The sequence below is a fragment of the Leptospira soteropolitanensis genome (genome assembly GCF_026151655.1).
Lineage (GTDB): Bacteria > Spirochaetota > Leptospiria > Leptospirales > Leptospiraceae > Leptospira_A > Leptospira_A soteropolitanensis.
In genome coordinates this window covers 1-15,386 of sequence record NZ_JAMQPN010000002.1, presented here as the reverse complement: position 1 = coordinate 15,386, position 15,386 = coordinate 1, and the positions used below count along the sequence as shown (strand labels likewise).

Genomic DNA, 15,386 nt, shown 5'->3' with positions numbered 1-15,386 from the left:
GGATAAGCTTCTATTTTAAAGTATCCCAATGAAGTTGCAATATAGAGAAAACCATCAGCGTATTCTATTCCATATTTCATACAAATGGAATTCGGGATGTTTTAAATCTCTGTCCCGTTAATTGAGATTTTTTTTTAGGTTTTTTCGATTTTTTTTTGTAAGTTCAGATGCATATGGGTGGGACAATTTAAATTGGATATATATAAGAAAACCCAAAATTTATTAAAAAAATATCGTCGGAAAAATTTAACTAAACAACAGAAATTAGAGGCGTATTCCAATTGAAAATAGAATGCTTTAGATCATGAGAATAAATAGCGTAGTGTAGCTAAGGATATGTGGAAATTAAAGGTCAAAATGATATTTCGCTTGCCTCAACCTCTAAGAAAGCATGGCTAACAAGTTTATCCAGATCAGTAAGCAGATTTGTATAATTTAACTGAAATCAATGGAATATCTGTTTCCTTAAAAAACATTCATTAAGTCAGACCCGTATCGGAAGATAAGAAAGCAAAGAAATTTAGATTCCCAGTCGAATGGAAAGAATTTTTAAAAGGTGAAGACGGTGACTATACTATCAAATATCCAAGAGAATTCTTTGCTTTTTCTACTGATCAAGAAGCTAAAAAATCCAGGGATCATCTTATCAAAGAATGGAATGATTATTTAGAATATAAGAAATAAAAACTCCAAAATCTTCGTTAGTTCCTGAAAATAGAATATTAACAAACAATTATAAATATTTCTTCTTCATTTCATTCACATCCTTTATATATTTAGACAGTTACTGCTTATTTACCCCATTTCCAATAGGCAGACCGCTAACACTCCAATTTGCAATTGGGTCATATGAATTCTTTGCCGTTGCATAATTGACAGTACTTAAAGTTGGTTGATATTTATATGCAATTGAATTTTCAGTTTTATCATTAAGTCGAATCTCATTCAATCTCCAAATTCCCATATCATTTGCTGAAGATAAGAAAACGTAGGAAATAAATTCATTCGTAGATTGATGATAAGAAAAATAAGTCGATAAACTTGTCCCGCTACCTGTTGAAAACTTTGTGTTCGAATGTAAATATGCGGATAAAGAGGTAGATATCCCAGCATTCAAATCTGAAGCTTTTAATTTTATTGTAACGAAGCCACAGGAATTGATACTTGTTGGATTATAACTAATGCTTTGAATTGTAGGAGGAGTTGTATCAGGATTCATTCCAGTTAAGTTTAGAATCGCAGGTAGACCTATTCCAGTAATAACTCCCTGTAGAACAAAATTTGTATTTGATTTAGAAGTATCTCTTTGATAAGTTGAGGACTTTCCAGAAATATCAGATATACCAATAGCACTTACTTGCCATTGAGAGGTTGATTCATAGGCATCAAATTTCACATCACACCTCCAGCGATTTGTTTCAAAAGCACAGGATGACGACTTAGTTTCCGTAGGTTGTGCATCTATATTTCTAATGCTTAGTGAAATACTTGCGACACCCGACACATCATCTGTTGCCTGAACATAATATGTAGCAATCCCTGACCCACTTCTTGTCCCAGTTGAGTTAATCACAGAAGATAATACAGGAGGGGATGAGTCTATAGTCATCCCACTGACCAAGACCGAATTTGAAAGGTTGACTACAGTAACAGATGAACCTAATGTATACTTGCTAGTGCTTAAGCTCCTGTTAAATTGATAAATTGATGAGTTACTATTGTTGTCGTATAAGAATACGTTTCCGATTTGCCAATTTCCATTTTGTTGGTAATTCTTTAATTTGATCGTACCTTCAAAGTATCCTCCAATTGCGTTATATGATTTTGTCTCAATATATTCAGTAGTATAACCATTTCCCGTTGTGAAAAAATTTGGACTCATGAAATATGCATATGCAGATCGCAAACCAGAGCCAGCGTCTGATGCATAAATTCGAAAGTCTATACTACTTCCAGGAGTTGCATTGCTCGTTAAAATCTGAACTGATGTCAATACGGGAGGAGTTGAATCAGGTGATGGAACATTATATCCAGAAGATGATACTGTCACTGAGGGAGAATAATTGATTCCAGATACGGTATAACCTCCATTGCTAGAAAGAAAATACTTATTGTTGCATTCATTGTTTGAGTCTTTCTCATAAATAGCTTGATTAGAATTCTTATCAGAAAAATTAATTTTTTTCAACCTCCAATTGCCAGTTTCAAGCCCATTTGTGACTGGAAATTCAAATTGATAGTAACCACCTAACGAATTGTATGGTTTTGACTGAGAAATCGAATTACCATTGGAGCTACTTGTCCAACGAGAAGGCGAAACAAATTCAGCGGTTGCATAAGTATCGCCAAGACTGGCTCCGCCAGAATCAGTCGCATACACTTTATAAATCGCATTGCTACCTGGACTAGCAGTAGGTGTCACTAATTCAATACTTTGGATGACTGGCACCTGTAGATCCGAATTGAGACCTGAAATAGCGATTTTGGGGGGAATTGGAATGTTTGAAACAGTAATGCTAGGAGAAGTTACAATCGTAAAGTAAGACTCACTGTAAGAAGGTAACAAACTATACTGAATATTGTTACCAAATTGATCATTTATTGAAATTGAAGTCACTTCCCAGTTTCCGTTATCAAAGTAATCCTCTATCTGGGAACTTCCTTCGAAGTAACCTGTGGCTGAGTTATACTCCATTTTGGCGTTAGCATAACTTCTTAAATATGTACTCCCAGCTTTGATTGGACTTTGCATTGAAACATAAAAAAAGTATATCGATGAATTATTCTCAGATAATTGTGCTCGAAAGGGAATCGACCCTGAACCATTTTTAGATGTAACTAGTGGAGTAAATGAAATTAATGAAGGAGGAGTTGTATCTACATAAGTACCTCCCGAAAAATTTAAAACGCTTTGAGTCGTTGATAAGATAGAAGGTATATACGAATTATTCGAAAAGATATATTGTGCAAGATAACTAGATGATACATCCGATCGATAGCTATACTGATTAGAATTTAATTTGGAGTCGGTAGCTGAAAGGAAAGAAACTCGCCATTCTCCATTTTCAAATCCATCGGTTAAGCTGAATGGAATATCTACATAACCAGAACTTATGTCTTGATTTTCTAGAAATTTGGCTAGAATCTGACCTTTCCCAGTATTTCTATAAGTTGGACTCATTATATTTACGACAATGTATCTCAAACTACTTTGAGAATCTGATATAAAAACTCGCAGAACAATCGTCGAACCAGGCGAAGCTGAATTCGTGAGAAACTGAAACTTTGATATGAGGGGAGCCTCGGTATCTGGGCAACCACTGCAGAGTGCAGGATAACCCACCCCAGTAAGATTCAAAGTGAAACTTGGACGTGTTGGATCATTAGTCGAGACTACCAAAACTGCATTATGCGTCTCGGTTGTTGTCGGTATATACTGTATTGTAAGCGTTACACTCTGACTAGGAGATAGTTTAGTTATCCCCATTGAAATAAATCTAAAATGAGATGCTCCTAGTCCAGAAATTGTAACTGGAGTTGAATTAAAATTTAAATCACCAGATCCATCATTACGTATTGTAATCTGTTTTTCAACTGCTGGACTACCCACTCTATTCAATCCCAAAGATAAACTATCGTTTGAAGATAGAACAAGTGATGAATCTAATATCGTTATCGAAGGTTGGGGAGCATTAACACCTTCTCCAAGTAAATTTAGAATTAACGATGTATCATTACTGTTAAGAGCCAACTGTGCAATTTTGGCACCAAGAGACGAAGGTGAGAAATTTAAGGATAATTCTAAACTTTGACCTGGAGTTAACGTGACTCCAGTGATATTATTACCTAAATTATAATGATTCCCATTAGTTCCGCTAAGAACTGCGTTCGATGAAAAAATCAAATTTGCATCGCCAGTATTTTTTAAAGTTAATCTTTTCTGGTTGCTCTGATTCAATACGACCTTTCCAAATATTAAATCTGATTGATTCAACTTAGATACAGTACCTTCAAGAACAGAAAGCTTTGGTCTGGGAGTGGGAGTTCCAGTTCCAGATAATGAAACCACATAGGAAGGATTATCAGGATCATTTGAATTAATAACAAGACTTGCAAACTTACTACCTGAGGAAGTTGGTGCAAATTTGATCGTAAAATTTGATTCAAATTTTGCCGAAATCGATGAACTTACATCTTGAATTAAAATAAACTCATTTGCATTCGCACCAATTACACTTATTCGAGGTAACCCAGTTATTGATAATGTAGCGGTACCTAAATTCTGGACTTTAAATTGCGAAGTTATTCCAGTAGTATTCTCTTGAATAGAACCAAAATTGAAACTTGCACCGCTCTTGATCCAATTAGAATTATTTGTAATAAAAATGTCAGGAACAGGATCAGTCGAAGAAATCCCCTGCAATTGAAATGAGATGACATCCGTTGTTTTTGAAAATGAAATCTTAACAGAGCTATTTTTTGTTCCTGCCGAGGTCGGAGTAAAGATTACTCGAAACCTAATTTCCTGACCTGCGGGAATAACCTTCGTTCCATTCCATTCTAATGTAAATTGGGAAAAATCATTCCCAAGAATCTGGATTGCTGAACTATCAGCGAGAACCCAGTCCTTGCTAGACGTGTTTCGGATCGAAAAATCTCGTGAGGCAGTCTCACCTGAACTAAGCGTACCAAAAATAAAAGAACTTCCAGTGGGTATCGGAACAATTCCAGCAGAAACAACAATTTCATTAGATAAAGTCGAATTAGATGTCGGTGTCTGCACAGGCGTATCGACTACCCCCGTGCTATTTGTCTGAACGGTACTTCCTAGTGAAACAAACGAAATTAATGCTTCTAGCGGACTTTGTCCTCCAGATTGCTGTGAATTGATTAAGAAAATACAATTATTGCATATAAATACAAAAAAAATCTATTCTTCATTAACCAAATACGTGTCATACGAGTTACATTGTAATTAATATTTCGTAATGGCAATATTTTTTTTTAAAAGTTAGACGGCATCAAAGAAAACGAGACAGATAATATAGAGAATCTGAGTAAAGGATAATTATCCTTACTGGAATGTCCGCACCAAAAAGAAATCAGAAAGACATTTTTAGCTTTGCTTACAAAAATTGCTTTGCTGATTTCAATTTCAAACCTTTACTAGGGTCAAACGTATTCTAGTCTTCGATCAATAAAAACAAAATTATCATTACAATTTATACAACGTGCACTCGGCATGTAAAAGGATAATCTCTTTTGATTGTTTTTTCAAAAGATTCTGCAATTCCATTGCTCTTTAGTGAGCATAAATGCGTATGACATGCTTCAAAACTATGGCTCTCTATAAATTCAAAGGCTGATGAGCTGTATAATTGGGTTATACTACCCATTCTTTCGTGATAGGTGACCACCTTAATCGCATTCAAGAAGACGGATTTTTTTAAATGTGTCATAGTCTAATTCCAAAATTTTTGTCTTTATTGGAAAACTGTCTTGTAAAAAGAGGGTAAGACTACGTTTAATCTGTCGATCTAAAATGCCATATAATTTGGGTAAATGATGTCTATTTTGAACCAAGTAGTCAATTGCATTCTTTCGTATTTATTACTATATACAAAGAAACCTTATTTTTATCATTTTTTAAATGAGAAACTTTTACCCCGATACTGAGACCCGATATATAACCTGTTGCAAAGTAATCAGTTTTAATTTGAACTAAGGACATTATTTCGATGTTACCACTATTATCTTTAAATTCTATCCTAGGATTGGACTTGATATTTTGTAAATTCAAGTAATCCTTCGTTATCTTTCTACTTTCAGGAATTAAGCCTACCGAATAAGTATCAAAATCATCTAAAAATCTGTATTCTAAAGTATTATTGCTCATTTATTATCCCTTACTGACTAATTAGTCATTACATATTTAGTAGTAATTTTTTAATCTTTTTTTGGACTTCATTTTCATCCTCACTCGGGAAAAATATTTTTTCCCTGCGTTACTAATTAAAAGAGGAATACGGAATGAAAAAAATAAAATCTCTGCCAGAGAACAAATTAATGAGCATCCAAGAAGTTGCATCTATCTTAGGAGTCACACCTGAAGCAATTCGAATTCATACACGAAGATTATATCCTGGATACATCGAAAATGGGAGAACGACATTTCTATCCGAGGAAATGGTATTTGCAATTAAAAAAGAAATGAAACCTTCAAGTTCACTTGAAGGTGCAAGAACAGAATTGGAAATGAAGAAGATGACCTTAGAAGTTATTCATTGGCTCGAACATGAAAATAATGATCTTAAAAATGCCCTTACTAATATTGAGAACTCGATCCAAATTCCCTTAGGATTCAACATACCAGATGGATGTATCCAATTGAATACCGTTGCAAAAATTCTAAATTTTAATATTGGGCGAAACATCCTATTCCAAATTTTGAGAGATGCTAAAATTTTAATGTCTGGAAAAAAGCACAACGAACCGTATCAAAAATTTATAACAAAAGAATATTTTCGTTTAATACCGACGCTTAATTCAAATAGAAATATATGGATGATAACTACTTACGTTACTCCCAAGGGATTAATATGGCTAAAAAAATATTTAAACTATATTTTGATCCGTTCTTAAGTGGGAGAATAAAAATACTTGACAAAGTTAAATTTATTCATATTCTGATCATTCGACGGAATTTACGGGAATTAACCCCTTACTTGCAACGTCGTAAAACAATTGCTAAAGAGGTGGCTTATGAATTCTTCAAACAATCCTGACTCCAATACAAAAACTGAGGATGACCTCATTACAGTCGAATATCAAGGTGTAGAGCTAACAGCGAAATTTATCCTTAGAACAAAACGTGACTTTGCAATCGAAATACTTTCACCTTATTCTGGATTTCTTACTGGACTTCACAAGCCCTGTTTTGCCGATCCGAAATCATCTTTTTTGAATGCTGAAGGAATATTTAAAGCAGAAGGGATGTTGATAAAACTTTATATAATTCTTAAGCAATTTTTCGAGAATATTGAGTCAATAAAATCGGAAATCCCAATAATTCAAGAGGAACATGAAGTGACTAACTCAAAGATTTTGGAATTAAAAAATGATCTCAAGAATCTTAAATCGAAAATGAAGAAGAAGATTTTAACTCCCCTAGAATACCAACGATCAATTAAGCCACTGAAGAAGGAAATAAAAAATCTCAAGTGTAGTAAATTCGATTCATTTGAACGTTTACTGGAGAAGAATTTACAAACAATAGTTCCCTATAACCTTAGATTTGAGTTTTACGAATTCCTCATTAAAGAAACTAAGGCTATCTAGTATTAGCTGTATATAACGGTTACCATTCAAATTATCCATTTTGCTTTGATCGCCATACGATAGGAATAAATGGAAGTTCATAATGTAATTTCACTTGCTTCCACTTCTAAAAAAGCAAGCCTTACAAGATAATCCATATCAGAAAGTAAACTGGTATATCTTCGCATGTTTTCAGTAATTTCGTCTGCATAAGTCGGATGCATAAACTTCGAATGGAATTGACCTCCTTGGCGAGATGGTAGAATGACGTGTGGAGACGAAGCAAAATAAAGATGATTTCCATCCTCATCAAATTCAATATTCAATTTCTCCTAAAATTTGCGTAGTAGATAGTCGCTTAAATACGGATAGTTTATTTTGAACCTTATAAATGCATCATAAAGTTGTTCATACTGTCCAGGAACTCTACGTTGATTTGATTTTTTGTATGTAATCAATACGTCGATGTTTTTGGTTTTAAATCTCAGTTTGTGCATTCGTGATACCTCCTCAAACTTCTAGTGATTTAAGTTCCTTAATTATTTCATCCAAATATATGAATCTATTAATAAATGATTTGAGATACAAGTGGAAATGTTCATTTCTAAATTCTTGTTTTTCGGATCCTCTTAGATTTTTAGTATTGATCGAAAGATCTCTAAGTCCCGAAAACATTGTAATTCCTCCATCCCATCTAATAATACCCAATTTACCTTTGTATCCATTTATCCAATGAGCGTCCGATATATTATAGGAATTAGGTTCTAATTTAGAAAAAAGTAATTCAAAATTAACAGCAGGATCCAATTCAATAGAATATTCAATTTCCTTGTAATCAGAATCTAACCTCTGAGTTGTTATTCTAAGTTCACCTGCATTGTTTTTTATATTTATTTCCATACTTACCCTCCTTTCTTCAATTATTGCTAGATATGATCTTTAACTCAGGATACACAAGGGCACTTAGATGACCACCTAACCCACATCCAGTGTCAATAAACCAATGATTTCCAATGTATCTTACTGAATGAAATGGGATATGTCCCTGCACAAAAATCAACTTGTCATCAACGTGATCCAGATTCTCCCTGAAAGCTGAGTAAATTAAATCATATTCAGTTTGTTCTTCTAAACTCTTACTATCATCAATGCCCGCATGACTGAAGTATGCGGTATCATTGTAATAGTAATATACCAAATTATTCTTTAACCAATCGACATGATCTAGACCGATACCAAAATAGTTTAAAATTTTTCCTCTTTTAATCTTATCAGTTCCAAATTTTGAGTAAAAGTTTAAAAATTCCTCTTCATGATTTCCTTTAAGAAATATAGCAGGCTTTTCTAAAGCCATGAATGTATCGAGCACATCGACTAAATGCTTTCCATTATCGTGAATGTAATCACCGAGAAAGATTAACTTATGTTCAGGAAAGTCCTTTATTTTTCGCATGATTATGGAAAGATCATGAAAGCAAGCATGAATATCTCCTATTACTATGAACTTTTCACCCCTGCTTTCATCGTTTTCCGAATTTACTTTTGTTTGAATTAATTCCTCGATAATTTACTAACCTCCGCCATAGTAAAATATTTTATAAATGAAAATTTTCCATCTTTGAAAGCCCATAAGAATCCTAACGGATGATACTCTGGCTTATATAATTTCATGAAATTTGGATCTAATTTCATCACCAATGATGCAGAGTCGAAGCAATGAACACCTTCTTTATGATTTTTCATGAAGATACAATTATCTAAGCTGAGTGTATTTAAAATTATACGATCAAATGAAGCATTCTTGCCCAATAGATTTGGTAAGATGATTCTGGAAAATGTCTTCTGTTCATCAGAAAACCATTCACCATTCCATTTTAGTGAACTGATGAAACCATATGATGTAATAATTTTTTTAATAAAGCACCTCCCGACTCAGATTTTATATTTCAGAAAAACACAAACTAACGGCTACTATATCACCAATAGAATTTAGTCAACATCTTTTTACAGACTCTACTAATTTAATGAAGGATTTGAAATGGAAATTAGGATTTCGGGGTAAAAGAAGTGAAATATTTAAATTTTAGAAATGTGAGAAATATAGCCGATGTGAACTTCTAATTTTGTCTTAAACTAAACACACATAATACAGAATGTTTTGACTAGCTTTTATATTTCTCTACGAACTGCTTTACTATTATTTCGATCTGCTTTGTTCGAGATCTACCTTCGTCTGACGAGATTTTATCAAGTTTCTCAAGCAATTCTTCAGTCAGCCTGATGGAAACTGAAACAGTAGGAACTAAGTTTGGGTTAACTGGTCTACCTTTCTTTTTGGGTATTGGTTTTTTCATCCGAATAATTCCTGAGGTTTAATTTCATCGTGGTTATACATTTGTTCGGTTATTGAAGAACTAGCATGTCCTAGGTATAGCTGAACAGCTTTCACAGACCCTCGCTTTTTGATTTCCCTAGTAGAAAAACTATGCCTGAACTGGTGAGGGTTAACGTCTCTTCCAAGTATTCTTCTTCCCAGGTCTCTAACATCTTGAAAGATCATGGCTCTGTTATATTTTTTACCTCGAAGTGAAGTAAATAGGAACTCTTTGGAGCTAAACTCCTGTTTAATTTTTTTAAAAAGCTTTTCAGGGATGAAAACCCTTCTAGGCTTCCTGCCCTTTCCCATAACCGAAATATATACGAATCCACCTACTTTCTTACAATCTTTTAGCCTAATATGAATTAACTCAGAAATACGCAGTCCAGTTACTGCCAATGTTTCGATTGTTAGGGAGTATCGCTCTCTCTTATTGCCTTGTGACCAACCTTTTGCATTTATTGTTAGAGTTCTTTTGATGAGAATCTTAATTTCTTCTTCAGAAAGAATCTTTTCTGAATGAATAGCCCTATCAATTTTGGCAACTTTGATAGTTTTAGCCTCTTCAGTTAGTGAGGCTCGAACTCTAGAGTCGAAAGTCATCCGCTTGATTGCTTGGAAGATAGCTGTCTTACGAAGTGCTATGGATGCGGGAGAATAGCTACCCTCACCTCTCAGTTTAGGCTGTGATAAAAACCTTCTAATTGCCTCAGGAGAGAGCTTAAGACCTTCCCTAGCCTCGAAATCCAAATACTGCCTGACAGTGGCTCTATATGCCTCAGGTAAGCCCTGAGAGCTAATTCTTAACTGTTTGGATATATTCTCAATGGTGACCACTTTAGTCCAAATATACTCTATTCCAATGGTTTGTCAAGCTAATTATTTCTATTAAATAAATACTATTTCAATACTATCATTTGATTAGTTATGTTAGTCTACTTGTACTTATCTTACTGTAATAAACTCAGGTCAATAATTCATAACTTATTCACTAAAAGAACTATCGCTGAATTCTTTAAGTGCTGGTATATATCCATTTGTTCATATAATTCTACGAAATTTTTCGCCTTGAAACATATTATAGTAGAACTTTTAATCAGACTGTCGCTTCCAAAGAAGCTCCAAAAACCTAAAAAATGAAAATAAAATAAACTTTAAGAATAAAAGGTTTCATGGTAGTTTTCGCTAAATTAAATCTGTTCGATTCTCTTCGCTTCCGCTCGAGCCTCTCACCTTTAATGTTTAAAAAAACTACCAAATTCCCTTATTCTTAATAAAATAACTATAATATAAGGGAGTTTTGTAGTTTATAAAAAATGAATAGCGAAGTCGAAATGCGAAGCTATTTCGGCAGAGCAAAATTCATGAATCGAAAACTAATGAATATACTCTTTACTTTTTTTTAGGTAAAGGAAGTTCGTAAGAACTGACAAATTAAGTATTAAGGTATTAAATAGATTTTTCGAAGCGGAAAAATTTGTAGATTTAATTTGAAATTTAATTACAAATTCGTGTTCGATAATTGCTTAGTCTACAAATTTACCCTAAGCTACCCAATTTTGATAAAGCAAATTATGAAAATTATAAAAATTAAATATGAAAATCTTAAAATTATAAGATCAAAAACGAGATTAATATTTATATGATAGCCCAGCTTTACATTTCTTTAAAATCTCAATGAAGAATAAAAAAACTTGACAATACATCTGTTAGGTTTTATTTTCTTGCTTTTTTTGCAATTCGTTTAACCTGTGGTCAAAATAAGAATGTATCTTGTAAATCAGATTACAGTTGTGAACTATGACAAAAATCGAAAAACTTAAACAATTAAAAGAATGCGAAATTAGCAAAATCCACTTAAACCCTGAATTATTCAATTTTCTCATTGAATGCCAAAGCTTAATTAAACACTACAATTTATACGTAGATGAGTTCCTATCCGAATACAGAGATGAAGCCACACTATTTCATTTTGAAAATAAATTCAAAAAGCATGTTAATTTACTAATCGATAACGAGCGATATAACGAAAATTTTCAGTTATATATTGATGAAAGTATTTCAATTACTGAATCTCTAATTAATAGATATGACCGAAAGTTCACGAAATATTCCCTTACACCTTTTCGATTTATCGCAAATTTAAAACTTTCACTATCAGATGAGAACATTGATTCGTGTCATTTCGAAAAATGGATCAAAGCTTATGTTGTAAGAACTAAACGTATCGGAATCTCAAAATCTATAGCAGAAAATGAACTTATAAAAATTTTTGGTCTACATGATTATAGAGGAAAAGTAAAAGAAACCTTTGAAGATTTATATTCTACGTTACACGATGAAAAATATGCCTCCAATATATTCTCAAATTTATCAATTTTATATGAAAACTCTTTTAAGATAAATTTTGAAAAATTATTTCCAAGGGCAGGAGCGACAAATAGAATATTATACCAGACACTAATTCATATGGCAGAAAGCAAGGGAAGCAGAATTCTAACATTTGAATCATATAAAAACATTGCATTGAAATGCAGAGGAAATGTGACACACAAGACAGTTAAGGAAAACCTCAACAAACAAGACAAAGTCGGCCTAATTAAAATTGAAATTAAAAATAAAGTCGAAAACGAGGAATTAAAAGCGAAACTAGATGATTTATTAAAACAAAATAAAATTACCCAAGATAAATATTTTCTTAGCTTAAAAAGAGGTATTAAAAGGGAATATCTTGAATCAATAGAAATTTTAGACAATAGCTCATTCGTGAATCTTCTAAAAGACATTAAAACTATTTTTTTTAAATCGGAATTGATGAATTTAAAAGCAATTGGAAAAAGAGGAAATGAAATATTCTGGATTATATATAACAGTGATAAACCTAAATTAAGCAAAAAAGAAATCTATCAACTATTCCCGAATTTAAAAAACAAGAGTGATTCAGTCGGAAGAAAATTAAAACAATTAGTAGAATATAAATTTCTTCGCACTCTTAAGGAGAAATCAACTACCTATTTTTCGGCAAATGGAAACGATTTTATTTTAAATATTGAGCGAGCTAAGATTTTAGAAAACGAAATGGCAGAAAATAATTCAAAGCCTTTTTACGATCATGAATTCGAATTTCATAAAAATGAATTCAAAGACCTAATAAAAGTAGATAAAAGTTTAGAGGATATCCATTTAGAAGAAAACTTATTAAAATTAGTTATAGAGAACAAGGAAGCCTTAATTCTTCTACGCAAGGCAAAGAGACCGTTGGATTGTCTTGAATGGGAAAGGCTATTAATGAAAAAGTATCCCGAATTAAAGGATAAATATAATGATTTTATCGATAAAGCAGACATTTTAACTATAGCAGGAATCGTATATTTATCTGCAAATAATAATCTAATATTAAATATCAAACTCTATAACCATTTGACTAAAAGAAAGAAGAATCGAACTACTAGAATTCCTCATCAGTTCCTCTTTGATCATTTTCTTGAAAAACAAGTATGGGAATATGAGTCAGATAGAAACAGAAGAGAAGAATTTTTACGAAAACAAGAGATTAGATATAAAATGCAAAATGAAAATCTAATTGAATCTATAAATCAAGAAAAATTATCTGAAGTTAATAAGGCATTATATACTAGAGAATTGGCACCAAACGAATACGAGAGGTTGCTATGAATCAGAGATTAAATAAAAGAGTATCTGCCAAAAATCAAAAATCTAGTGAAAACTCCAAAAGCATATTCATTCAATAAGGTAAATAGCATTTTTAATTATTCACCTACCAAGAACATCTAATCTACAGAATCGAAATTCTTATAAAAAATAATCCTAGTTCTTGATGACCTAAAATTAATCAACTCTAACGGAAACGACTTCTTTAAGCTATGGTAATTCGAAGACAAAGATAACTTATTTAAGGCAATTTTCACTACTTGCCTGCCACACGGAGCGGACATATACTCCTTGAAAGTATTCATATCAAATTTCCGTTCATTTTTTTTTACAAGAATTACTATTGAACGCACTTTCGACGGGAAAGAAACAAATAGAGCGTAAGCAATTGTAAGTAGATACAAGGAAATGATGCTAACAGAAATCTTAACGAATATTAGGTCAATTTTCAAAAAAGTAACTGTGACCAAAATCAAAGTAATAGTCATAATTACGATAGGGTATACTAATAAACGGGTTTTATCTAATTTTGTGATCATCAAAATATCCTGATAGCGAGTTAATTTTAGGAATCAACTCGCCTCGATCCTAAACCTATTTTATTACGTTATAAAATTTAGTTAGTAGATCCAACATTACTTCATCTGTTCCATTAAGAATATTGATAGAAGTAGACTGCGTGCTAGATTCATAATAAAGTGAATACATAGGACAAAAAACCAAACAGGTTTTATTCATCTCATATCCAATCTCTTTAATACTTGTTTTCGTGAGTAATTTTACATTCGTATTCGTCACAAAACAATACCAATCTATGGTTTCACGCACTTCCATCGCTCTCATATTAGTAATTATAAGTTTTCCGTGAATTTTGTGCCCAAAAATTCTAGAAATAATTCTTGCCACATTTCCAAAAAATCTCTGTATCGGGTTTGATCCCCTATTCCAAAAATCTGCTTCCAATTCAAAAACCTTTTCTTCCCCAGGAAGAAGTGTTAATTCTTTCATCTTTTACTCCATTCTTTATAAATTTTGAATACTTTTTATTTAAATATTAGCTTTTCACCAGTCTCGACTTCAACAGCAGACAATATCTTACATTCATAATACTTTACTTCCTTAGTAAAATAGTTTCTTATTCCAGTATCAGAGCCGATTACGATCGTTATACTGGCACTAGATTTCGGCAATATATAGTTATTTTTATATTCACGAGCGGGGCCTTTCGAAATTGGAAACTTTGTTTGAGATAAGTATTCCCATTGAAAAGTCACATTCTGAAGCTTGTAGCCAGTCTTATTGGTAACTCTGCCTTTACAGCTTAACTCATACTCTCTATCAGACTCGGGTGTCAAATTTGAAAGGAATGCATTTCCCAGAGCACCTGCTCCACTCTCCACTGGTAGTTTTCTCACTGAACAACTGCACTTCTCTATGAAAACTGTATCTTTTTCATTCAACAGAAACAAAGGAGGTTTTGCGGGTGGTGCGGGTTCTGCCACTATATTTTGAGTAGATTCCTTTGGAGAAGACGAACAATTTAAAACTAACCAAATCTGGCATAATAATAAGCAAAATATTCGTGAAATGATATTGATCCTCGTAATACTCATCTAAAATCCTCTACATCCGATTTTCAATATTACTATTGACCTAGTAGGTTCATAGCAATAATGGAGTCGAAAGTTAGTCGAAATCTACTCACGCCTGTTAGGTAGTCAATTAAATTTAAATAAATAATATTCAAAAATACCTATTTACAAAAGAAATTTTAAATGTAATCGATTCTATACCGAAGTATCTAGTCCATTTTTTTAAGGCAAATAAATTGATATTCATTAACTTTTTATTGCATAGTGTTTAAAAAATTCGTAAGAATTTATTTAAAAAGTTCACCCTAAGGTAACAACAACCTTACCCGATCACGTTTGTGCTTAGAAGTATTCACACAAACTAACCAAATATATTGCTTGCTATACTAAATATTAACTTCCTGACGCTTTATGTACTCGAAAAGAGT

General features: G+C 32.6%; 12 protein-coding genes. 3 read left to right on the top strand and 9 right to left on the bottom strand.

Annotated features, from left to right (window positions below; all coding sequences use genetic code 11):
• Positions 1-784: 784 nt before the first annotated feature.
• On the bottom strand, positions 785-4,783 hold the full coding sequence (locus tag ND811_RS04840; protein ID WP_265350990.1) for a choice-of-anchor D domain-containing protein: 3,999 nt from the start codon (positions 4,781-4,783) through the stop codon (positions 785-787).
• A gap of 804 nt (positions 4,784-5,587) precedes the next feature.
• Positions 5,588-5,896, bottom strand: a complete 309-nt coding sequence (locus ND811_RS04835; protein WP_265350989.1) for a hypothetical protein — start codon at positions 5,894-5,896, stop codon at positions 5,588-5,590.
• Between the two features lie 134 nt (positions 5,897-6,030).
• Between ND811_RS04835 and ND811_RS04830 the strand changes: the two genes are divergently transcribed.
• Both ND811_RS04830 and ND811_RS04825 read left to right on the top strand, forming a co-directional pair.
• Positions 6,031-6,642: a phage antirepressor KilAC domain-containing protein gene (locus ND811_RS04830; protein ID WP_265350988.1), complete on the top strand. Its 612-nt coding sequence runs from the start codon at positions 6,031-6,033 to the stop codon at positions 6,640-6,642.
• Between the two features lie 120 nt (positions 6,643-6,762).
• Complete coding sequence (locus ND811_RS04825; protein ID WP_265350987.1) at positions 6,763-7,338, top strand: hypothetical protein; 576 nt, start codon at positions 6,763-6,765, stop codon at positions 7,336-7,338.
• A 77-nt stretch (positions 7,339-7,415) separates the two neighbouring features.
• On the opposite strand, the gene ND811_RS04820 is transcribed toward ND811_RS04825, so the two are convergent.
• From ND811_RS04820 to ND811_RS04800, 5 genes are all read right to left on the bottom strand, one after another.
• A complete protein-coding gene (locus ND811_RS04820) occupies positions 7,416-7,643 on the bottom strand; it encodes a hypothetical protein (RefSeq protein ID WP_265350986.1) in 228 nt (75 codons plus the stop codon).
• Positions 7,644-7,827: 184 nt separating this feature from the next.
• A complete protein-coding gene (locus ND811_RS04815; protein WP_265350985.1) occupies positions 7,828-8,217 on the bottom strand; it encodes a hypothetical protein in 390 nt (129 codons plus the stop codon).
• A 16-nt stretch (positions 8,218-8,233) separates the two neighbouring features.
• Positions 8,234-8,770 (bottom strand): metallophosphoesterase family protein, encoded by a 537-nt coding sequence (locus ND811_RS04810; protein ID WP_407658865.1) that lies wholly within the window; start codon positions 8,768-8,770, stop codon positions 8,234-8,236.
• A 709-nt stretch (positions 8,771-9,479) separates the two neighbouring features.
• Positions 9,480-9,671, bottom strand: coding sequence for a ribbon-helix-helix domain-containing protein (locus ND811_RS04805; RefSeq protein WP_265350984.1), 192 nt, complete (start codon positions 9,669-9,671; stop codon positions 9,480-9,482).
• Positions 9,668-10,531: a tyrosine-type recombinase/integrase gene (locus ND811_RS04800; protein ID WP_265350983.1), complete on the bottom strand. Its 864-nt coding sequence runs from the start codon at positions 10,529-10,531 to the stop codon at positions 9,668-9,670. The genes ND811_RS04805 and ND811_RS04800 overlap by 4 nt, the downstream gene beginning before the upstream one ends.
• 963 nt (positions 10,532-11,494) lie before the next feature.
• On the opposite strand from ND811_RS04800, the gene ND811_RS04795 reads away from it, so the two are divergent.
• Entirely contained in the window at positions 11,495-13,369 is a 1,875-nt protein-coding gene (locus tag ND811_RS04795) for a hypothetical protein (protein WP_265350982.1), read from the top strand.
• A 591-nt stretch (positions 13,370-13,960) separates the two neighbouring features.
• Here ND811_RS04795 and ND811_RS04790 read toward each other — a convergent pair.
• Together ND811_RS04790 and ND811_RS04785 are read right to left on the bottom strand one after the other, a co-directional pair.
• Positions 13,961-14,374, bottom strand: a complete 414-nt coding sequence (locus tag ND811_RS04790) for a hypothetical protein (RefSeq protein WP_100728626.1) — start codon at positions 14,372-14,374, stop codon at positions 13,961-13,963.
• Positions 14,375-14,409: 35 nt separating this feature from the next.
• Entirely contained in the window at positions 14,410-14,868 is a 459-nt protein-coding gene (locus ND811_RS04785; protein WP_265350981.1) for a hypothetical protein, read from the bottom strand.
• Positions 14,869-15,386 lie beyond the last annotated feature (518 nt).

Coding starts and splice junctions, on each gene's coding strand:
- ND811_RS04835 (WP_265350989.1), bottom strand. CDS start 5,896: ATGAGCAATAATACTTTAGAATACAGATTTTTAGATGATTTTGATACT.
- ND811_RS04830 (WP_265350988.1), top strand. CDS start 6,031: ATGAAAAAAATAAAATCTCTGCCAGAGAACAAATTAATGAGCATCCAA.
- ND811_RS04825 (WP_265350987.1), top strand. CDS start 6,763: ATGAATTCTTCAAACAATCCTGACTCCAATACAAAAACTGAGGATGAC.
- ND811_RS04815 (WP_265350985.1), bottom strand. CDS start 8,217: ATGGAAATAAATATAAAAAACAATGCAGGTGAACTTAGAATAACAACT.
- ND811_RS04810 (WP_407658865.1), bottom strand. CDS start 8,770: ATGCGAAAAATAAAGGACTTTCCTGAACATAAGTTAATCTTTCTCGGT.
- ND811_RS04805 (WP_265350984.1), bottom strand. CDS start 9,671: ATGAAAAAACCAATACCCAAAAAGAAAGGTAGACCAGTTAACCCAAAC.
- ND811_RS04795 (WP_265350982.1), top strand. CDS start 11,495: ATGACAAAAATCGAAAAACTTAAACAATTAAAAGAATGCGAAATTAGC.
- ND811_RS04790 (WP_100728626.1), bottom strand. CDS start 14,374: ATGAAAGAATTAACACTTCTTCCTGGGGAAGAAAAGGTTTTTGAATTG.